The organism is Bacillus sp. SCT118 (assembly GCF_058566435.1).
In genome coordinates, this window is record NZ_CP191225.1 from 1,529,607 (window position 1) to 1,548,942 (window position 19,336).

The 19,336-nt window shown below is 35.9% G+C and carries 20 protein-coding genes and 4 pseudogenes; 11 read left to right on the forward strand and 13 right to left on the reverse strand.

Annotation, left to right across the window (positions count from 1 at the left end):
• Nucleotides 1-92 precede the first annotated feature (92 nt).
• The 3 genes from ACQVGT_RS07775 (at nucleotide 93) to ACQVGT_RS07785 (ending at nucleotide 2,812) form a co-directional block, all read left to right on the forward strand.
• Nucleotides 93-1,058, forward strand: a complete 966-nt coding sequence (locus ACQVGT_RS07775) for a DMT family transporter (RefSeq protein WP_015483470.1) — start codon at nucleotides 93-95, stop codon at nucleotides 1,056-1,058.
• Between the two features lie 17 nt (nucleotides 1,059-1,075).
• The gene (locus ACQVGT_RS07780) at nucleotides 1,076-1,219 is read left to right on the forward strand and encodes a YrzO family protein (RefSeq protein WP_014477437.1); all 144 of its coding nucleotides are present in this window, start codon (nucleotides 1,076-1,078) and stop codon (nucleotides 1,217-1,219) included.
• A gap of 288 nt (nucleotides 1,220-1,507) precedes the next feature.
• Entirely contained in the window at nucleotides 1,508-2,812 is a 1,305-nt protein-coding gene (locus ACQVGT_RS07785; protein ID WP_046340255.1) for a hemolysin family protein, read from the forward strand.
• Nucleotides 2,813-2,968: 156 nt separating this feature from the next.
• On the opposite strand, the gene bltD is transcribed toward ACQVGT_RS07785, so the two are convergent.
• Nucleotides 2,969-3,427 carry a spermine/spermidine acetyltransferase gene (gene bltD / locus ACQVGT_RS07790; RefSeq protein WP_015384167.1) on the reverse strand — a complete coding sequence of 153 codons (459 nt, stop codon included), beginning with the start codon at nucleotides 3,425-3,427 and terminating at the stop codon, nucleotides 2,969-2,971.
• A 157-nt stretch (nucleotides 3,428-3,584) separates the two neighbouring features.
• Entirely contained in the window at nucleotides 3,585-4,787 is a 1,203-nt protein-coding gene (gene blt, locus ACQVGT_RS07795) for a multidrug efflux MFS transporter Blt (RefSeq protein ID WP_015384166.1), read from the reverse strand.
• A 116-nt stretch (nucleotides 4,788-4,903) separates the two neighbouring features.
• Between blt and bltR the strand changes: the two genes are divergently transcribed.
• Together bltR and ACQVGT_RS07805 are read left to right on the forward strand one after the other, a co-directional pair.
• A complete protein-coding gene (gene bltR, locus ACQVGT_RS07800; protein WP_015384165.1) occupies nucleotides 4,904-5,725 on the forward strand; it encodes a multidrug efflux transcriptional regulator BltR in 822 nt (273 codons plus the stop codon).
• Nucleotides 5,726-6,317: 592 nt separating this feature from the next.
• Nucleotides 6,318-7,040 carry an NPP1 family protein gene (locus ACQVGT_RS07805; RefSeq protein ID WP_015384163.1) on the forward strand — a complete coding sequence of 241 codons (723 nt, stop codon included), beginning with the start codon at nucleotides 6,318-6,320 and terminating at the stop codon, nucleotides 7,038-7,040.
• Nucleotides 7,041-7,285: 245 nt separating this feature from the next.
• On the opposite strand, the gene ACQVGT_RS07810 is transcribed toward ACQVGT_RS07805, so the two are convergent.
• The 4 genes and pseudogenes from ACQVGT_RS07810 to ACQVGT_RS07825 form a co-directional block, all read right to left on the reverse strand.
• On the reverse strand, nucleotides 7,286-7,471 hold the full coding sequence (locus ACQVGT_RS07810) for an SMI1/KNR4 family protein (RefSeq protein ID WP_015384162.1): 186 nt from the start codon (nucleotides 7,469-7,471) through the stop codon (nucleotides 7,286-7,288).
• A 336-nt stretch (nucleotides 7,472-7,807) separates the two neighbouring features.
• Nucleotides 7,808-8,112: pseudogene (locus tag ACQVGT_RS07815) on the reverse strand (tRNA-Val4).
• A gap of 52 nt (nucleotides 8,113-8,164) precedes the next feature.
• Nucleotides 8,165-8,524: a ribonuclease toxin immunity protein CdiI gene (gene cdiI, locus ACQVGT_RS07820; protein ID WP_015384160.1), complete on the reverse strand. Its 360-nt coding sequence runs from the start codon at nucleotides 8,522-8,524 to the stop codon at nucleotides 8,165-8,167.
• Between the two features lie 21 nt (nucleotides 8,525-8,545).
• Nucleotides 8,546-10,438 (reverse strand): T7SS effector LXG polymorphic toxin, encoded by a 1,893-nt coding sequence (locus ACQVGT_RS07825; RefSeq protein ID WP_015483468.1) that lies wholly within the window; start codon nucleotides 10,436-10,438, stop codon nucleotides 8,546-8,548.
• 185 nt (nucleotides 10,439-10,623) lie between these two features.
• Between ACQVGT_RS07825 and ACQVGT_RS07830 the strand changes: the two genes are divergently transcribed.
• Nucleotides 10,624-11,751 carry a Rap family tetratricopeptide repeat protein gene (locus ACQVGT_RS07830; RefSeq protein WP_015483467.1) on the forward strand — a complete coding sequence of 376 codons (1,128 nt, stop codon included), beginning with the start codon at nucleotides 10,624-10,626 and terminating at the stop codon, nucleotides 11,749-11,751.
• A gap of 548 nt (nucleotides 11,752-12,299) precedes the next feature.
• Here ACQVGT_RS07830 and ACQVGT_RS07835 read toward each other — a convergent pair.
• The 3 genes from ACQVGT_RS07835 to ACQVGT_RS07845 are packed head-to-tail and all read right to left on the reverse strand — an operon-like array spanning nucleotide 12,300 to nucleotide 13,562.
• Nucleotides 12,300-12,725, reverse strand: coding sequence for an EVE domain-containing protein (locus ACQVGT_RS07835; RefSeq protein WP_046340254.1), 426 nt, complete (start codon nucleotides 12,723-12,725; stop codon nucleotides 12,300-12,302).
• 4 nt (nucleotides 12,726-12,729) lie between these two features.
• Nucleotides 12,730-13,122, reverse strand: a complete 393-nt coding sequence (locus ACQVGT_RS07840; RefSeq protein ID WP_046340253.1) for a rhodanese-like domain-containing protein — start codon at nucleotides 13,120-13,122, stop codon at nucleotides 12,730-12,732.
• 20 nt (nucleotides 13,123-13,142) lie between these two features.
• The gene (locus tag ACQVGT_RS07845; protein ID WP_015483464.1) at nucleotides 13,143-13,562 is read right to left on the reverse strand and encodes a MarR family winged helix-turn-helix transcriptional regulator; all 420 of its coding nucleotides are present in this window, start codon (nucleotides 13,560-13,562) and stop codon (nucleotides 13,143-13,145) included.
• Between the two features lie 306 nt (nucleotides 13,563-13,868).
• Here ACQVGT_RS07845 and ACQVGT_RS07850 point away from each other — a divergent pair, with 306 nt between their 5' ends.
• From ACQVGT_RS07850 to ACQVGT_RS07865, 4 genes and pseudogenes are all read left to right on the forward strand, one after another.
• Nucleotides 13,869-14,345, forward strand: a complete 477-nt coding sequence (locus tag ACQVGT_RS07850) for an HXXEE domain-containing protein (RefSeq protein ID WP_015483463.1) — start codon at nucleotides 13,869-13,871, stop codon at nucleotides 14,343-14,345.
• A 246-nt stretch (nucleotides 14,346-14,591) separates the two neighbouring features.
• Entirely contained in the window at nucleotides 14,592-15,116 is a 525-nt protein-coding gene (locus tag ACQVGT_RS07855) for an NAD(P)H-dependent oxidoreductase (RefSeq protein ID WP_015384155.1), read from the forward strand.
• A 456-nt stretch (nucleotides 15,117-15,572) separates the two neighbouring features.
• A complete protein-coding gene (locus ACQVGT_RS07860) occupies nucleotides 15,573-15,695 on the forward strand; it encodes a hypothetical protein (RefSeq protein WP_015483462.1) in 123 nt (40 codons plus the stop codon).
• A pseudogene (locus ACQVGT_RS07865) lies at nucleotides 15,692-15,817 on the forward strand (recombinase family protein); the annotation flags it as partial. The gene ACQVGT_RS07860 and the pseudogene ACQVGT_RS07865, both read left to right, overlap by 4 nt.
• A gap of 38 nt (nucleotides 15,818-15,855) precedes the next feature.
• Here ACQVGT_RS07865 and ACQVGT_RS07870 read toward each other — a convergent pair.
• Both ACQVGT_RS07870 and ACQVGT_RS07875 read right to left on the reverse strand, forming a co-directional pair.
• Nucleotides 15,856-16,244, reverse strand: a pseudogene (locus ACQVGT_RS07870) (sigma-70 family RNA polymerase sigma factor); the annotation flags it as partial.
• Nucleotides 16,245-16,763: pseudogene (locus tag ACQVGT_RS07875) on the reverse strand (ImmA/IrrE family metallo-endopeptidase); the annotation flags it as partial.
• Nucleotides 16,764-17,031: 268 nt separating this feature from the next.
• Here ACQVGT_RS07875 and ACQVGT_RS07880 point away from each other — a divergent pair.
• The gene (locus ACQVGT_RS07880) at nucleotides 17,032-17,568 is read left to right on the forward strand and encodes an ATP-binding protein (RefSeq protein ID WP_015384154.1); all 537 of its coding nucleotides are present in this window, start codon (nucleotides 17,032-17,034) and stop codon (nucleotides 17,566-17,568) included.
• Nucleotides 17,569-17,763: 195 nt separating this feature from the next.
• Here the strand turns inward: ACQVGT_RS07880 and ACQVGT_RS07885 are convergent, their stop codons facing one another.
• Nucleotides 17,764-18,306, reverse strand: a complete 543-nt coding sequence (locus ACQVGT_RS07885; RefSeq protein WP_015483459.1) for a PadR family transcriptional regulator — start codon at nucleotides 18,304-18,306, stop codon at nucleotides 17,764-17,766.
• Nucleotides 18,303-19,145 (reverse strand): sialate O-acetylesterase, encoded by an 843-nt coding sequence (locus tag ACQVGT_RS07890; protein ID WP_015483458.1) that lies wholly within the window; start codon nucleotides 19,143-19,145, stop codon nucleotides 18,303-18,305. Before ACQVGT_RS07890 ends, ACQVGT_RS07885 begins: the two co-directional genes overlap by 4 nt.
• Nucleotides 19,146-19,336 lie beyond the last annotated feature (191 nt).

Sequence of the window (19,336 nt, forward strand, 5' to 3'; positions counted from 1 at the left end):
ATGATGTTTTTCATCACTTTTGTTCATTTTACTTGATGCTTACTTCTTTTTATAATTCTCATTGTAATTTTAAAGAAAAGGAGGGGAATTCAATGAAAAAAGGTCAATTATTCATTGGTGCCCTTACATGTTTAGTAGCAAGTATGTCTTGGGGCGCGATGTTTCCAGTTGCAGATCATGCATTAGAATTTATTGATCCGTTTTATTTTTCATTTATTCGCTACGGTGTGGTAACGATTATGTTAGTGATTTTATTATTGGTGAGAGAAGGAAAAAAATCATTTCATTTAGAGGGTAAAGCAAAATGGATCATTTTATTTGGGGTGATGGCGTTTACTGTATACAATGTTCTTATTTTTTTAGGTCAAAGGTTGATGGGGAAGTCTGGAATTATGACAGCATCCATTGCCGAGGCACTCATGCCGATGCTTTCAATTGTTATTCTATGGGGATATAAACATGTGAAACCTAAAAAATACACAATGATCAGTATATTGATTGCCTTTTTGGGGGCTTCGATGGTCATAACCAAAGGTAATATAAGTTTCTTTTTTTCATTAGGGGATCATCTATTCTCGCTACTCTTTATATTAATTGGTGTTTTAGGATGGGTTGTCTACACAATGGGGGGACAGTTATTCCAAGAGTGGTCCACACTTCGTTATTCAACATTGACATGTTTACTCGGCACAGCTATAACAGGAATCATGACAGCTATACTTACCGCGCAAGGTTACGTGTCGGTACCGAGTATTAAAGTGATTGCAGCAATTAAGTATGATTTTTTATTTATGATTACTTTACCAGGTATCATAGCGCTCCTTGGTTGGAACTATGGCATTAAAATCCTATCATCCATTAATGGGATTTTATTTATTAACTTTGTCCCCATTACTACATTGTTAATCATGGTGATCAAAGGATATAACATAACTGCATTTGATATAGTAGGAACACTGTTTGTGATTATTGGACTCATTTTAAATAACATATATCAGCGTAAGGAAGATTATAAGCAGGTATTACAAAAAGAAAAAACAAATTTGACTATCACTTAGACGGTGGGGGATTTAAAATGTTTGAAGGTTTATTGTTTTTTATTTCAGCTGGAATTGTCTGTGAACTTGCTGCAATTAATAGAAATGGCCGCAAAAATATAAAGCAACAGGCGGAATTGATTCAAATTTTAAAAGAAAACCTTAATAAAGACATTAAATAAATCAAGACGGTTGGATATTATTGAAACACACCAGAAAATTCAGGTGTGTTTTTATTTTGCTTTTTATTTTAAGTCTTAAAACGTCACCAATCGCTAGTTGAATACTATGGGAACCACTCTCCATACGGAAAAGATGATTATTTACATCATTCAGAGTTGATTTTAGGCTCTTTTGAACTTATAATGTTACATATACTGTTTTTTGTTTATTCAGAAAAAACGGACGTTATAAAAATAAAAGAAAATATTTACATCGGAGGTGTACGCCTTACTAGGTAAGGCAAATCATTGACAACCATTAACCTTATCATCTTTACTCTTTTAATTGTCTTAACAGCATTTTTTGTTGCGACTGAATTTGCGATAGTAAAGATCAGGTCATCAAAAATTGACCAACTCATATTAGAGGGAAAAAAAGGTGCCGTATCAGCCAAAAAGGTCATTACTCATTTGGACGAATATTTGTCAGCTTGTCAATTAGGGATCACGGTTACAGCGTTGGGAATTGGCTGGGTTGGAGAATCGACTTTTGAAGTGATTTTGCACCCCTTATTTGTTCATTTTCATGTAAGTGAAACAGTCTCACATGTATTGATCTTAGTGATCGCTTTTGTGATGGCGACTTTTTTGCATGTTGTAGTTGGAGAACTTGCTCCTAAAACACTCGCTATCCAAAAAGCGGAAACCATCACTCTTTTGACTGCAAAGCCAATTATTTGGTTTTACCGCATCCTGTTCCCTTTTATATGGTTTTTAAATGGTTCAGCCCGGTTTATAGTAGGACTCTTCGGTTTGAAACCTGCATCAGAACATGAACTTGCTCATTCTGAAGAAGAACTGCGCATCTTACTGTCTGAAAGCTATAAGAGCGGTGAAATCAATAAAAATGAGTTGAAATATGTAAATAATATTTTTGAATTTGATGAAAGAATCGCCAAAGAAATTATGATTCCGAGAAGAGAGATCGTAGCGATTTCTAGTGAGGATTCTTATGAAACTATTGTTAAGACCATTAAGACAGAGAGCTATACAAGGTACCCCGTCCTAAATGGAGATAAAGATTCAATCATTGGTTTTATCAATGCTAAAGAGTTCTTGTCAGCTTATATTGACACAGACCAGAAGATAAAAGAGAATTTCAAGTTAGAAAATCATATCAATCCTGTTATCCATGTTATTGAATCCGTTCCAATTCATGATTTATTGGTAAAAATGCAAAAAGAGCGAACACATATCGCTATTCTTGTGGATGAATATGGCGGCACTTCAGGTTTAGTCACTGCTGAAGATATTCTTGAAGAAATTGTTGGGGAAATCAGAGATGAATTTGATGAAGATGAAGTGCCTGATATTAGAAAAGTAAATGATAATCACTATATCTTAGATTCGAAAGTGCTCATTGAGGATGTAAATGATTTATTGGGAACGACGTTAGCAAGTGACGAAGTGGATACAATAGGCGGCTGGTTTATGACTCAACAAATAGACGCTGCAGTTGGGTCCGTTATAGAAGCCGATGGGTATATTTTTAAAGTGCACAAAACAGTTGGCCGGCATATTAATTATTTAGAAATTGTCCGGAAAAAAGAATAACATCTGGATAAAACACATGAGATTTTGACTAATAAGATGCTTAAAGCCTGAGATGAAAATTTCATCCAGGCTTTTTTAAACAATGATCTTGCAGTTTAAGCAGGTAATCATTATCGAGGTTCAAACGTTTCTCAGCAAACAAGGAGGCTTGGATATCTATAGCTCTTTTACCATTACCTTCTCGCCATTAAAGTCGAGTTCACCATTAAATCGAAAACCAAACCTTTGATAAAGGCGTAGAGCATGAATATTATTTTCAAATATACTCAAATAAATTCTCTTGCATTTATATAGCTCAGCAAGGTGCTGAATGAGGGCTTTAAGCATTTTCTTCCCTAATCCTTTTCCCTGATAGCGTTCGTCAATAAAAAATCGGTCAAGCCAGATTCGTCCATTTTTATTATCTTCATCATACTCTGGAAACAATCCATACATTGCAAAACCGACTAGATCTCCTTCATAGTAAAGCCCGACAGGTTTATAATAGTGACATTCTTTTGCATCCTCTAAACATACTTTTGTAGATTCAATATATGATAATTGATTCTGGCTGACATGCAGATCAAGAATTGCAGCACGATTATCATCAGTTACTGCTTTTATGTTTATACTCATACTACCTTCTCCTTTTTTCTTAACCCGGTATCCTGATATTGCTAAAACTATATTCATGTCAAGCAACATGTAGCCTATCAAATTAAGTACCTTTTCTTATTGTGCCTAACCAGGGGCATTCCCTGCATCCAAATGACTTGACTTTATAGAAAATGAATTAATTCAAAGCTGCAGCATCATTCTTTTTTTCTTTCCAAACCATTGTAAGACCAAGGCCGACAATCATAACGAAACCTGCAAAAAGGAAAGGATAATGAATGTTAAGATCAAATAGTATACCGCCTAAAGCAGGTCCAAATATATTTCCCAGGCTGGTGTATGTGGAGTTCATGCCTGCTGCGAAACCCTGCTGGTTACCGGCCATATTGGATAAATGAGCGGTTAAGGCCGGGCGTAGCAAATCGAACGCCAGAAAAATAAAACAAGTTACAAGCAAAACAGTTAAAAATCCTGACATAACAGTAGACACGAAAGCCAAGATCGCTCCGGTTATTAAGCACAGCTGAATCATTCTTTTCTCTCCAAGTTTGTTGACCAATTTCCCGAATAGTAAAACTTGAATAACTACCGCAACAATGGAACTTATCGTAATAATGGTTGCGATATCTTTTGGTGTGAAGCCAAATTTATGATCAGAAAACAAGCTGAATACCGTTTCATAAGCTGATAAACCAAAAGCCATTACAAAGACGATAATAAATGCAATGAAATAGACAGGATGAATGGATCTCTTCAAGTCTTTAATGAAATTTGATTCCTTTGTATGAGATGAGAGTTGATGGCGTTCTTCTATCGACAATGACTCTTTTAGTATAAAAACGGAAGTGACAGCTGCTATTAACGCGATGGCGGAGGCGAAGAAAAACGGCATGCGGATACCAAAGCCGGCAATAAATCCTCCCGCACCAGGCCCAATAATAAAGCCTGTGCTAATTGCAGCAGAAACATACCCCATAGCCTTTGACCTTTCCTTTAGGGTTGTAATATCAGCTACATATGCTGTTACCGCGGGCATGATAAAAGCCGCACTTATACCACCCAATATCCTCGAGAAATAAAATATTGAAACATGGGTCCCTAATCCGAAAATCAACTCAGATAAACTGAATATAAGCAACCCGAGAATAATCATTTTTTTTCTGCCAAATCGGTCAACCCACCTACCTGCAAAAGGTGACGCAATTAACTGAGAAATGGAAAAAGCCGCAACAAGATAACCCATTGTGCTGCCGGATAAATGCATGATTTTCATAAAAGAAGGCATAACTGGAATGATTAAACCGATACCAAGAAATACTACGAAGATGTTGCTTAATAGTATAATGAATATCGTTTTTTGCTCATTTATTGATTTTTTCATCTGAATTCCCCTTTAACTCAATTGAACCCTTTTTACCTATCCTTTTCGCTTGAAGCTTTTTTCAAGTACAATCAAATCATAAGGTATATGGTTACCGTATAGTCAAGGAGGTTTTTATGAGCGAAGATGTTAAGAAGTATTTCACAACAGGGGAGTTTTCGAAGCTCTGCCGTGTAAAAAAACAAACCTTATTTCATTATGATGAGATTGGTCTTTTCTCGCCGGAAATAAAAAAAGAAAATGGGTATAGATATTATTCCTATCATCAATTTGAGATTTTTCAAGTCATCAGTCTATTTAAAGAGCTTGGGGTTCCATTAAAAGAAATAAAGTGTCTAATAAAAGGAAAAACACCAGACAAGATCCTGCATGTTCTAAAAGAAAAGTCTATTGAGATTGATAAAAAAATAAATGAGCTTATGCAGTTGCAAACGATCTTACAAACAAAAGTGACGCTTACAGAACAAGCACTTGAGACTGATTTTTCCTCAATTTCTTTTGAATATTTAAATGAAGAAACATTCATGTTAAGCCGAAAAACATTAAACTTACCGGAACGAAAATATGTGGCAGCCATTTCAGAACTCATTCATGAAGTTCAGCAATATGAATTAGATGAAGGATATCCGATAGGCGGAATCTTTGCACGGGAACAAATCTTAGAAAAAGACTTCTACAATTACAGTTACTTTTATATAAAAGTAAAAGATGGGGCAGAGAACATAAATTATCATGTACGGCCAAAGGGCCTGTATGCAGTTGGATATGAAATAGGCGGAAATACTGAAGAGGCATACCGGAGAATCATTGAGTTCATTGAAAAGAATGGAATGCAAATAGGGCAAAATGCATATGAGGAATATATGCTGGATGAGATGGTAGTTGACGGGTATGAAAATACATATGCCAAAATCCTCCTTCAAGTTAAAGAGGTGTAAGATTACGAGATTTTCATATGGAAAAAGCTTCTATAGTATGCCCAAAAAAGAATATAAACTGGTTTACTAAAAACGAGCCCACAGCCGAACTTCAAAACTGCACCATTGAGTAAAAAGCAATGACAACCTGTAATTATTTATAAATTATTAAAATGTCTAGTGAAAGGGGCAAGGAGAATAAAATGGACTTCAAAGGGGCTTAATCATGAAAATGAATTATAAAATGAAAGAAGTTCAAAGAAAATACCAAAATGGATTGTGAAACGCGGGGCTTGCTTGTTGGTGGGGGTTAAATATCAATAACAAGTTGGTAAAAGGTTAATGATGGTGCCAATTTTATTCATCTGTTATGTTTTATTTTTAAATCCTGAAATTATACTTGAAGAGCAATGTCCTATTAAGCCTTACAGCCAAAGGGGAGGACATTTTATTTATTTTTAAAGAGTGCATTAATTACTGAATTTAAAGACATAAGGAAAATAAAATAGTAATCTAGTATGGAAATTCAGTTATCTTCTAAAAAAGATATTGATATTTATTCCAACTCTGTGGTATTTAATTGTTGTCAATATTCTTAAAAGGAGTTGGAATAATGAACAAATTTTTCTTGGCTCTCTTTTTATTTGTAATCACTTCTGTTAGCACGGTTTCAACAGCAAATGCAGCTGTAATCGATCATGATAAAGTTGTGGGTTTTAGAGAGGTGGTGCCTACCACTGTTACTCAAAAAGCGGCGAAACGTTTTCAACCATATCTAAAGGTTTATAGCGGCTGTGTGCCTTTTCCTGCAGTAGATGCGCAAGGTAATACAAGTGGCGGTTTAGAGCCGACTGGAGCGCCTGAAGGACATTGCAGCAAAAATACTGGACAAGTATATTCACGTTCTGCATGGTACAATGGGGTTTGGGCAATCATGTATTCTTGGTATTTTCCTAAAGATGAAGCCTCTCCAAGCTTAGGTCACAGACATGACTGGGAAGGAATCGTTGTATGGATTGATAATCCAGCGAATCAAAATCCAAAGGTTTTATCAATTGCATATTCCGGACATGGAAAATTCACAAATGTAGCACCAAGCGGAACCAACATGAAAGATGGCACTCATCCTTTGATTGCCTATGACAGCACGTGGCCACTTAACCACGAATTGATGATGAGCGATCGTGTTGTAGGTGGAACTCAACCGTTGATCGGTTGGGATGATTTAACTCCTGCCGCAAGGAATGCATTAAATACAGCAGATTTCGGTAAAGCAAACGTTCCTTTTAATGATAGTAATTTCACCAACAATTTAAAGAAAGCTTGGTTTAAATAAAAATTCATAATTCTAAATTGAGAAGAGTCCTTACTAAAAGAAGGGCTCTTTTTTCTCCTTACTTCAAGACGACATTTATGGACCGAAAACAAAAGCAAAACTTAAATCCCTAATAAAAGAGAAGCCCTTCTTGTTATGAGAAGGACTTTCCACATATATAATATGATTCCTTAAATTTTGCTTTCTGCAAATTCTGCCTTAGTTTTTTGTTATTTACTTAAAATCAGCTAGAGACAAAGTTCATTCTATTCAAGTTTGTTCATTAACTCTGTGAATGAATCACAAACATAGCTAATGGAACTTTCCTTATCTTCATAAGCGATGTCATGATCCCAAAATACAATAGAAGGACTTTTGAGTCCTTTTCTAAAATCGAAGCAGATTTCATTGCCAAACACATCATCGGCAATCGGTTTTACTTTATCTGGCATTCTGCCGTCTCAATAACGATTAGAAACGTTAACTATATATGACTCACTTTCTTTATGGAAGCTATGTAAGTATCCAAATGCAATTCCTTCCCTATCTTCAAGATCAAAAGTTTCAGGAGAGGGGGTAGCACCAGAATAGGTTTTGACATATTCTAAATAATCTTTTGGGAACTTTACTTGTAACGTTTTCTACTTCAATAATTTCCTCGTTACTAACAGGATGCTCTCCGAAATCCCATTCAACCATATGAATCCCGCCTTGATCTGTAACATCCTTCTTTATGTAACAAGAGGGTGTTGATTTTTCTAATCTTTAAATATATCTGGAATTTTTTCTCACCATATTAATAGCAATTCTCTAAATTGATTAGTTTCAATTGAGTTTTCATAGGGTTCTTCTTCCTAAAAGAGGTTTCAACAATTGCCACATCTTTTTTGATTAGAACACTTGTAGCATTTAACTCAATCTCAAAATCTTCATATATCCCTTCTGAAACCTTCTCAATGTAATCTATATACTCGTTGGCTTGTTCTTCTGTAGTGATGTTTTCAATAAAGTCAGAGAAAATACTGATTTCTTCTGGCAATACTATTCCTAAATCACCAAATGGATCTTCTTCAAATTTATATGAATACTTCATATGTTATTTCACCTTAAATATTATTATTTATATAACGGATAAGCAGTTTTATTTATACCTTAATATCATACTTTTCCTTAATTCTTTTCATGTAGTTCTCTACCTCGGGTTTATTTTCTGGGTGTCGTTCTACATATTGACCAACAATTTCATTTAAATATTTATAGAAATTTTCGTAATCTAATATGACTTCTTCATCTTCCGCGACTGCTGGGTAATCGAAATAAAAAGCTATACCCTCATCTCCAAAGTAATCTTCTTCCCACTTTTCGTAGTCATCAGCAAATACACACCAGACATTCTCTATACCATAACCCTCTCCGTTGGAGAATTTCTCTAAAATGCGTAAAAAACGTTCATCACCCATAACTTGAAAAAAATAGTTAATTAAATCTTTGTTTTTATTATCCATTTCACTTTCACTCCGAATTATTTAATCATTTAAGGTAGGGAAAAAATTTGTTATTTCTCCAGTAGCTTCATCAATATAACCTTCAAACTTGAGACCATTTTTAGCGTATCCAGTTACTTTTCTCCCGACTACTTCACCATTTTTCATTGCTTCTTCTCCCCACTGCAACATTTGTTCGTTTGAGATCTTCTCGGGATCATAAACTGTCTTTGGAGTACGGACTTTTTTCAGTTCTCCAGATTTGATATTTCCTTCTCTATCTAATGCAGGTAAACCATATTCAATTTCATAGATACCATCAATTGTGGGGTGTTCTCTTTTTGAAATTATACAACTCTCTAAATCCCAACCTTTATCAATAAATGCCTTTTCAAAATTCTGTAGATTGTGACCGCCGACAATTCCTTTATTTTTCTTTCTAACTATATCTTCTACCTCAACTAAATGGGTATCATAACCTTGCCTAAAAGTAACATTTATTTTGTGAAAAGCATTATTTTTTTCTTCTTCAATTATACTTTTTAACAGTGGTGTGTTTTTAACGTTATGAGTATTCTCAACATCTTGTGCAATTCCTACAAGTGCAGGTTCATATCTGTTTTTAAAAAAGGGATTAATAAGGTTGTTTCCTTTTGTAATTCCTTTATTCACATGAGAAGCTGCTGTTCCACCGTCAACCACTTTACCCACTTTTGAGAGCTTAGTAGTGGTTTGCACTGCAGCACCTGCACCTTTTGGACCAACGATATTACCGACCGCATAACTGATATAATGTGCTCTTGTATATGCATCGCCATTTATCATTTTATCATTCCATGAATCGACGATGTTTGTCCAAATTATTTTAGGGTAGGAGGGGACACTTAAGACTGTTGTAATTGTTTTTGCAAGTTTTAGTTCCATAGGGAGCTGTGAAAATTCCCATGCGCCTACAACCAAGTCCTTGATGCCATATATCGTATCATCAATCGCATCGTTAAGCCCATCATTAACCCCATCGATGATATCCAATGCCGTTTTACCTGCATTGATTACACTTTCACCGACGGACTTCAGCTGTTTTGCTTGTTCTAGCTGCACCACATACTGTAACTGTGCAGGTTCAAGGTTCTCATACCCGATCTTCTTCGCAATTTCTAAATACTCATCCGGATCTGAGACACCATTCGCAAGCTTTTTCTTTAAGTCTTTTATCTCGCGTTCCTTCGCTTCTTCTTTCTTGATCTTCAAATAAGCTTCTGTACGTTTCTCAATATCGCCCTTTTTCTTATGTATATCACTCTCACGGTACGCCTTGGCGTTGTAGTGAAGAGGTGTAGCGTTTTTGCCTTTGCCCGTTGCTTCTTGGAGCTTTTGAAAATCTGACTTGATGAATTGTTCATTTGGTACTGACATAGCATATTCTGTCAGTAAGTCCTCGTCAAGATCACCTAGTTTTTCAATTGTTTTTTTGCGTTTGTCATTAGCATCCGCAAGCTCATCCTTGAAGGTTTCTGTTGAAAACAGGTCGAGCGGAAGGATGTCGTCAATGTCATTTAGGATATCTTTCATGGCTTTTTTCTGTTCAGACATGATGGATTTGGATTTTTTATGGGCGTTAGCCAGTTCATGTTCTAAAAAAGACTCTTCAATATAAGCATCAGACAAGCCTTTGTCCTCGACAGCTCCGGCAATGCTGTTAAAAAATGCGATCTTCATGTCAATGTAGTCGATCCATTGATCAGTGACACCTACATGATCGTGATAGAATGCTTTAATGTTATTAGCGCCTTTACCTGAGAATTCGCTGTCGTCCAGTTCAGCGACGCTTTGTAAAGCTTTTCTCAAGTTGACCATTTGCGTCCTTAGTTCTTTATATTCTTTGGCGCGGTCTGTAGCTTCAGACATAAGTGTTTTAGCTTCAAAGACTTTCATAATCATACCCTTTCATTTAATTATATATCAAAATATTACCATGGAAGAAAGAGGAAACGAACCTAAAATTAACTTGATTGATCATATCAAAGATAGCGAATAAAAAGTTTGCGGTTTTTTTGCGGTCTGAACACTTTTTGGAAATGTTAGAATATTACATAAAAAGACATAAAAGGAGGGGTCCTGTGAATCTGGTTTTATCATCGTCAGAAGTTGGCGTAAAGATCAATGAATGGTATAAAATGATACGTCAATTTAGTGTCCCGGATGCAGAGATTTTAAAGGCAGAGGTCGAGCAAGAAATCCAACGGATGGAGGAAGATGAGTATTTACTCATTTACTTCTCCCTAATGAAATTCCGTCATCAGCTCATGTTAGATTATTTGGAACCCGTAACAACACGTATAAGACCAACTATTGAGGAACTTCTTGAAAAAATTGAGACTTCAAATAAAGGCATATCTGGCCTGTTATCGTATTATTCTCTATTTTTCAGAGGGATGTACGAGTTTGATAAGAAGCAATACATGAAAGCTATCTACTATTATAGAGAAGCCGAAAAGCAGCTTATACATGTCCCAGATGAGATCGAAAGGGCAGAGTTTCATTTTAAGTTAGCTGAAGCATATTATGGTATGAAGCAAAGTCATGTGTCTATGCATCACGTTAAACAAGCATTGGATATTTATAATCAATATGAACTTTATAAGGTGCGAAAAGTTCAATGTATGTTTGTTATCTCAGGGAATTATACTGATTTTAAACATTACGAAAAAAGTCAGCCGCATCTTGAAAAGGCATTAGAGTTATCTAGGGAATTGAATAACAAAAGGTTGATTAGTTCTGCACTATATAATTTAGGCACTAATTTTGCTGACAGTGGTGATTACGAGCAGGCGGAAGTATACATAAAGCAAGCAGTGGAGATTACAGAAAAAGAAAAGCTCACAAACTTGCCACATTCTTTATTTTCTTATGCAAAAATCCTTTTTAAACAAGGAAAAATGAATGAGGCTATCCAAGTAAGTAAGAAAGGTTTGTCAGCAGCTCTTTATCAAGGTGATGAGCTTTTCGCAAAATTACAGGGATATTTAAAAGCTCTTTATGTCGATGCAGTGGACCAACAAGGTGTTAATCAAACAATAGAATACTTAGAAAAAAATAAGAACTATTCATATATTGAAGACATTGCCTGTGAGACCGCAGCTGCTTACGCAAACTCAAAAGAATTTGAAACATCCTATGTATATCATCAGAAAATGCTTGAGACTCAAACACAAATTCAAAGGGGAGAATGCCTGTATGACTTTTAAAAAGAAGGTATGCCTAATCCTGGGTTTGTCACTTGTTTTAGTGTGTGGTTTCGGATCCAACTTAACAGAAGATCAAACTCAAAACACATTTCATATTGCCTCTGATCGTTTTCAAACTTGATAATATTACATTCAACCTCCTTCAGAAATGGAGGTTTTTTTATTTGATATTAACAGAAACAATGGAATCAAATGCTACATAAATAGTATCCCCTTTTAAATCCTTGAGGCATAACCTTATTTTTTGGGGAGAGAAAAAGGCAATAGTGCACCGCAAATTAAATTTTCGGTGAGACCACAATAGCTTTTTGGTTCTCATGGAAAATCTCTCAATGGGGATTTAAGTGTTTTTGCTAATTAGCTCATTAAAAAAGCACTTAGTAGCTGAAGAAAGTGCTTCTAATGGTGGTTTCGGAATAGCTTAGAGTTTGAATCTTTTCTTCATGTGATAAATGGTTAATTTTAAAACTTGTTGAATCAGGATGCAAAGAGTAACAAGTCAAAGATATATAAGAAAGTTTTAAGGAGATTAGAATATTCTAATCTCCTTAAGCATCGACCATTTTTTTTGCAATTAGCTTAAAATCTTTTTCACTTATCTCAAAATGTCCAAATCGAAAAGAATACCCCCAACGCTGCTCGTCATTAATGAAAGAAAGCTTTGGGATTAATGGGCGTATCGGTGTTTCTGTGGAATGAATAAAACTTATTTTTCTCCGGAAAGGTTTGAAGTCATCTCCCATTTCAAACTGAAAAATATGATTATCTACTACTTTGCCTAAAGCAGTAAATTTTTGATGTGGGGTGCTTTCCTTAAAATTCATCTTGGGGGAGTAATAAATAATCCAATCACCAGTATTCATCTTTTTTAAAGGTGCCTCTTTGCCATGACAAAGTTGAGCAAAACCACCTTGGACAGCTCTCATTACATGATCTTGAGAAGCAACCCCAATCCAGTATCTTTTATCTTGCACTAAGTCAACACCCACAATTATCAGGTATATTATTGCCTTGATCTGAGTTTGTGACAGGAAAGTTCATTTCTTTCCATGCTGCAATACCACCGGTTAATTCTTTGACTTTATATCCATTTTCTAATAAAAACTTAGCAACTTTGGCAGCTGTATTGCACCATACATCCCAACAGTAAACAATAATTTCTTTATCCTTTGGTATTTCATTTAAACGAGATTGCAGTTCTTGTTCAGGAATAGCATTAGCATCCTTAATTGTTACACTCCTTACATGAGTTGGACCGTTTCTGACATCGATTAAGAAGTATTTCTCGGGACTCATTTGCTTCGCTTTTAAATAATCCATAGGGCTTATCGTTGCTTCGAGACGTGCATTAAAATAATCGAGAGCATGCATATTATGAAACCTCCTGTTTTTTATAGTGACTTCCAAATCTTAATAAGAAAATCTTTGAATAATTGTCTTTCTTGTTGATTTAAAGGATCTAATACTTCTAATTCCGTCTTCGTTAAAAACTCCCAGCGCGAATCCAATACATCGTTACCCTTTTCCGTAATTTTAAGGCTATAGGATCTTCTGTCATTAGGATTTTTTGTTCTCTCAACAAATCCTAAAGTTTCGAGATGGTCGATATGACCTACCATAGTAGTCCGATCTATTTGCAGATTTTCAGAAATATCTTTTTGTGATGAGTAAGGGTTTCCTTTGATAAACAATAGAACTCCGTATTGTCTAGCATTAATCTCATAGGGGTTAAGCCCTTCAGCAAATTTACTTTCCATTCGTTGAAGAACTTTTCCGAGTAAAAAACCGTAAGATTGATTCCATATCTCCAATTAAGTTTGCACCTCCTATTAATCAGTTTAACATATAATCAGTTTAACTGATTATTTTTCGGGACACAAGGTTTAAGTTCAATTTTATAAAAGTGTGTCTAACAGGAATTGTCTATTTAAGTAGTAGTATTTATACATTTGGCTTTTTTAATAGATATGCCACCAACAACACGTTATTGCACATATAAATAAGAAGCAACTACTAAGGCAGATTCTTCTCTCTTTTAACACCATATCCAATCAGCCTCAAATGTAATATAATGTTGCCAAACCATATTGGTTGTGGCACCGAGGAGGAAATGATAGGTGGTTTATTTCGTAGCATTTTTTTGTTTTGCTATTACACTGCATAATATTGAGGAAGCTATTTGGTTACCTGAATGGTCACAACAATCTTCAAAGTTTCAAAAGCCAGTAACCTCAAATGAATTTCATTTTGCTGTCAGTGTTATAACTATGTTGGCTTATTTATCTGCATTTGGTTTTTTATATATGCCAGAATCAGATATTGCAAAATGGATTTTCATTGGCTTTCTAGGTTCTATGGTTATCAACGCTATTTTTCCACATCTTATCGCAACTGTTGTAATGAAAAAGTATGCACCTGGACTTCTTACGGGCTTATTGCTTAACATTCCAGTAAACTCATTAGTTATTTATCAAATGTTTTTAAAGAATTTGATTGTATGGAAGGAGTTAATAATATCTACGTTGGTTGTAGGAATTATTTTATTAGCACTTATTCCATTATTATTTAAAGTTGGTGATACAGTATCTCCTTAATGAGTTTAAATTGGTAAGGATTGAGGAAAAAGGTGGGAATTTTCTAAATAAGGGATTATTCTGTTATATCGGATTTCTACAAAACAATGTCTTAAGTCATCATTGATTTTGGTGCCCAATTAGTTGCCCTGAATTCATGAAAAAGGATAAAATAGTTGTAAATAAAGTTACTATTTTAAAATTAGAATCAATTCATTATCGTAAAAGCAATAATAACTACTCGGCGAAGAAAGGATAATCAGTCAAATGAAAACATTAGTTATCGTTATACACCCTAATTTGGAAACGTCTGTTGTCAACAAAACCTGGATGAATCGTTTAAAGCAAGAGAATGACATTACGGTTCATGACCTGTACGGTGAATACCCTAATTTTATCATTGATGTAGAAAAAGAGCAGCAGCTCCTGTTAGATCATGAGCGTATCGTTTTTCAGTTCCCAATGTATTGGTATAGCAGTCCCGCGTTACTCAAACAATGGGAAGATGATGTGTTAACACATGGCTGGGCTTATGGAACTGGAGGAACTAAATTGCATGGAAAAGAACTACTCTTAGCTATCTCCTTAGGCGCACAGGAATCTGATTATCAAGCAGGCGGAGAATATAATATCACGATCAGCGAGCTTATCAGACCGTTTCAAGTCACTGCTAACTATATAGGAATGCGTTTTCTTCCTGCGTTTACACAATATGGGACACTTCATCTTTCAAAAGAAGATGTTAAGAACAGTGCGGAGAGATTGGTTGACTATCTTAAAGCCGAGCATTAATCCGGTATTCGCGAGGGAAGCTGAAACAAATTATGTGTTATGAAAATAAGGGTTTGTGACAGATTTTAATAAACTTAATTTCAAAAGTTACATCGAATACTTAATTCAGAGGGGCATAGAGCGAGGGCTTAAAATTAATTAAAGCAGGGCAATGAGTACGTATTTCTTAATGAAATGTAGAGTTCCTTGGTCTCTAATAGGTGCCCGATTTGTGCCCAGAATTCTGAAAAATGATGAAAATAAGTATAAATAAAATAAACAGATGCTTTGAATAAAAGCTTTTGTAACTCATGATATGTTTTTACTATGTTGAGGGACTAGTGGGCGTGGTATATGTCAGAAAAGAAACCGATGATTCAAACCATCGGTTTTTTTATTTGTTTTCATACTCATTGAAAATCACCTCATTAGGACAAACAGTTATTACATAGCATTACCCAAGGGGTGATGCATTTTATGAAGGTGATAATTATCGAGGGACCGCAAGCTGACAAATGCATGAACGATTGCTATCATTATTTAATAAAACTTTATAGGAAGGAGATCCAGGGTGATAACAATATACCGAGGAACAAGTGATCAAGGGATCGAGCATCGACAGCCAGATCGAGGCCTGCATAAAGAAAGCAGAGACTAAGGATGTGCTGAAGTATGCCGATGAAGGATTTTATGTGGAGCTTTTAGAACGTCCGGCTTTGAATGCTTGAGGTAGGGAGTTTATCAGCGATGAAAAAATGATTTTCATATTCTTCCGCTTTTCCTTCTCTGCCCGATAAAACTCATGAAACATCTTCATCAGCGCCCGCTTTTTAATCCGCGATACATAGCTGCGTGAGATACCGAGTTCTTTGGCAATCTCTCGCTGCGTTTTTCCTTCTTCAAATCAAGTCCAAACCGCCCGACAATCACTACCTTCTCACGGTCATCTAAAATGTCAATGTATTGTTTCACTTTTTCAAGCTCGATATTGAGCTGGATCGTATCTATCACGTCTTCGTTTTCTGATTTCAAAACGTCAATCAGGCTTATTTCATTCCCTTCCTTATCCTGCCCGATCGGATCGTGAAGGGAGACGTCTTTTTTTGTTTTTTTCAATGCGCGCAAATGCATGAGGATTTCATTATTCATTACAAAAGGGGGGGTGCATAAATTTCCCGTAACAGTTTGACTAAATAAATGTTGAGTCAGTTTCCTGTAATAAATGCTTAAACGGTTCTTAGCGAATGAAGGGGATACCTTAAATAACCAAGCTGCATTTTCAATTGCATGTGATTGTATGTACGAAAGATTAATATTACGCAACATGAAAGTTGGAATGCAAAGGTGATATGTAAAATAATTGGACTGCCACTCTAAATAATCAGTCCAGGTTGCGGGCATAGTTTTTTTATCGCCTTCATGTCTATATATATGGCAAAATTCATGAGCGAAATCGTACCATTGTTCAGTTCGGTTTTTTCGGCTGTCCAAGCGTATATTATAAATGCCGCTGGGCTTAAGTGCGAAGCTTGTAACAGGTTTAAACGAAAGCCTGATATCTAATGACTCAGCAATCCGTTCAAAATTAATTTGTTCAGGTTCTGTAATATCAATCTTTCTGTATAAGTTTTCAATCCAATCCTCTAAATGACTGTTTGTATACCTCAAGATAAAAAACCTCCTTAAAGACGACAATCTAAAAATTAAATTCGTTTAAATATTATAGGGAAATCAAGACTTTTTTTATAGGAAAAAGCGTCTAAGGAGATGGAATATGAATCCGTTTGATAATGGCTGTTTTCGTAAGTATGATGATTTTAACACGCATCTGGATTTCTCTAGAAAAGTAAAGGTCTTTAGGGATTTATGTCAAAATAATAGTAAGTACCTTATGCGACAAACAGGGAGTTTGGTTGCTTAATAAGGAGGGGGAAGTATGAAAAAAAATATTCACATATTGGGAGCCTCTGGTGTCGGAACTTCAACATTGGGTGCTGCATTGTCAAAGTGTTTGCCTCATACGCATCTTGATACTGATAATTACTATTGGTTAGATAAATTAACTAAAAAAAGAGAAATTCCTGAAAGAAGAAAGTTGCTTGAAAAAGACTTAACAATAAATGAGAAATGGATTCTTTCTGGTGCAGTGTGTGGCTGGGGCGATAATCTAAAAAGTTATTTTGACCTTGTCGTCTTCTTATGGATTCCACAGGAAATACGGCTTGAGAGATTAAGGCATAGGGAATTTCAGCGTTATGGAAATGAAGTGTTAGCCGGTGGCAGTAAATATGAACAATCAAAAGCATTTTTAGAGTGGGCTTCTTTATATGATAATGCTGGAATGGAAGTTAGAAGTAAAGCTTTGCATGAACATTGGATGGAAGATTTATCTTGTCCAGTGTTAAAAATTGAAGGCGATTGCTCAGTCAATGAAAGAGTTGACCGTGTCTTGGATTTTTTGAATTCTAATTAAACTAACGGCTAGTGATTGAAAAAGAAGAACACGCAGCAGATTCGCTTGCTCTTGTTGGGGGCAAGTGTTGACAACCCTATTACTGGTTTAATTAAAGAAGGAGTATAAAACCTGTATCAAAGATGTTACTAGATATCTACGACACAGGTTTTATATTTAGGTAACTAATGTTCTTATATTTAACTTTGCATTTTTTTATTCTGCAATAGTTGATTCTATTTCTGTTTTCAATTTTTCAAACCACTCTAAATTAACCAAGTGATGTGAACGGGAATTTTCGTTCATACGGCGAAAGTAATCGATTGTGCCGGGAATTTCTTGAGTGATGGACAGGTATTCATCAAGGAGCTCGATTCGAGTTTTAGTCTGATCGATTTGTGATTGGATCAGATCCAGTAATTTATTTTTGTCGAATTCATCGGCAAAGAGTAACGCCCCATAAAATTGCAGGTTCACATATTCCGATTTGGTGCCGTATTTGATCATTAATTTTTCGAATTCTGCCCTTCCCGAATCTGTGACTTTGTAGTTACGGATTTCACGCCCGCTGGTTGAGGGTTTTTGCTGAATCTGTTCAATAAAGCACTTTTCTTCAAGTTGCTGAAGATTGTAATAAAATGAACCTTTCGTGAAGTTAACAATGTATTTGTAATGACGCTTTTCCATTAAGGCCAGAAGTTCATAGCCGTGAGCTCCGGGGTTTTGGATTAGCAAGCCAAGGATAAGTAAGGGAATCATGGTTTCATCACCTTCGCCATCCGCGCCTCAAATTCCGCGTACGTAATTTTACCCGAAGCCAAATCCATACTATGAAGGTAAATCTGTTCTGTTTTAGAATAGTCACCATTCACTTTCAGCGATTGCTCCTCTCCCGAAATGGGTTTCAGGATATGGTGCTTTTTCGAAAAAGCCTCGAAATAGCGGTAACCGAATTTGCGTTGTGAAGCTGCGTCTAAATGAATGCCATCAGGATTCGCAGTCAAACCTGCTGCAGTAACAAAATAACAATTCTGTTGTTCATTAGCAAAACGCAGCAATTGTTCATTAACCTGTCGAAATTCAGTCGCGTGCTGTCCAAAACCGGTCTTTCCAAGAAAGTCACCAAGCCCTCCAATAATCAACGGTACCTCATCAAGTTCCAACTCGTTTCTTAGCGTCTCGATGATAAGGGTTAATTTCTCGTAATAAGTTTCATGTAGCGAACGATAACTGTCACTCTCACCTTGGTGCCAAAGGATTCCACAAATTTGACTGGACCGGAGGGCGAAGCGGGCTTCGGACAAAGCATGCTGAAAAAGGATGCCTTCCGGATGCCAGTCATTCAATGAACTGCCACCTTCCGCACAAGGGATCAAGCCAATTTCTTCATCGGGATGAGCTTTCGACCATGCATCTGCAAAAGATGCCGCCAGGCCAACGCCGGAAACCGGACGGTCGTAATTAATCGGCTCTGTCATCATCTGCCACTGTCCATTGCGCAGCATTTTTATTTTTTCATTATAGATAGGGTCTACTTCATTCAAAAATCCACGGCCCGCCATATTCGACTGCCCCAACATTAAAAAAGACTTTATCATCTCATTTTTCACTTCTGTACATTAATATTTTAGTCTAATTAGACTATAGTCAATTCAGTTTGTCTTGTAAAGTTTTTAACAAGGTTTTATTTTTTTATTAGTATGTATGAACAACAAACTAACATTGAAAATTTGGTGGATGTATTTGAGAAATAGCAAGTTCTTTTGCTTTTTCTTATCCAACTATCGGG

Excerpts from the sequence above, each read along its gene's own strand:
- ACQVGT_RS07775 (WP_015483470.1), top strand. The coding sequence starts at position 93 with ATGAAAAAAGGTCAATTATTCATTGGTGCCCTTACATGTTTAGTAGCA.
- ACQVGT_RS07780 (WP_014477437.1), top strand. The coding sequence starts at position 1,076 with ATGTTTGAAGGTTTATTGTTTTTTATTTCAGCTGGAATTGTCTGTGAA.
- bltD (WP_015384167.1), bottom strand. The coding sequence starts at position 3,427 with ATGAGTATAAACATAAAAGCAGTAACTGATGATAATCGTGCTGCAATT.
- blt (WP_015384166.1), bottom strand. The coding sequence starts at position 4,787 with ATGAAAAAATCAATAAATGAGCAAAAAACGATATTCATTATACTATTA.
- bltR (WP_015384165.1), top strand. The coding sequence starts at position 4,904 with ATGAGCGAAGATGTTAAGAAGTATTTCACAACAGGGGAGTTTTCGAAG.
- ACQVGT_RS07805 (WP_015384163.1), top strand. The coding sequence starts at position 6,318 with ATGAACAAATTTTTCTTGGCTCTCTTTTTATTTGTAATCACTTCTGTT.
- ACQVGT_RS07810 (WP_015384162.1), bottom strand. The coding sequence starts at position 7,471 with ATGCCAGATAAAGTAAAACCGATTGCCGATGATGTGTTTGGCAATGAA.
- cdiI (WP_015384160.1), bottom strand. The coding sequence starts at position 8,524 with ATGGATAATAAAAACAAAGATTTAATTAACTATTTTTTTCAAGTTATG.
- ACQVGT_RS07825 (WP_015483468.1), bottom strand. The coding sequence starts at position 10,438 with ATGAAAGTCTTTGAAGCTAAAACACTTATGTCTGAAGCTACAGACCGC.
- ACQVGT_RS07840 (WP_046340253.1), bottom strand. The coding sequence starts at position 13,122 with ATGCATGCTCTCGATTATTTTAATGCACGTCTCGAAGCAACGATAAGC.
- ACQVGT_RS07855 (WP_015384155.1), top strand. The coding sequence starts at position 14,592 with ATGAAAACATTAGTTATCGTTATACACCCTAATTTGGAAACGTCTGTT.
- ACQVGT_RS07860 (WP_015483462.1), top strand. The coding sequence starts at position 15,573 with ATGAAGGTGATAATTATCGAGGGACCGCAAGCTGACAAATGCATGAAC.
- ACQVGT_RS07880 (WP_015384154.1), top strand. The coding sequence starts at position 17,032 with ATGAAAAAAAATATTCACATATTGGGAGCCTCTGGTGTCGGAACTTCA.
- ACQVGT_RS07885 (WP_015483459.1), bottom strand. The coding sequence starts at position 18,306 with ATGATTCCCTTACTTATCCTTGGCTTGCTAATCCAAAACCCCGGAGCT.
- ACQVGT_RS07890 (WP_015483458.1), bottom strand. The coding sequence starts at position 19,145 with ATGATAAAGTCTTTTTTAATGTTGGGGCAGTCGAATATGGCGGGCCGT.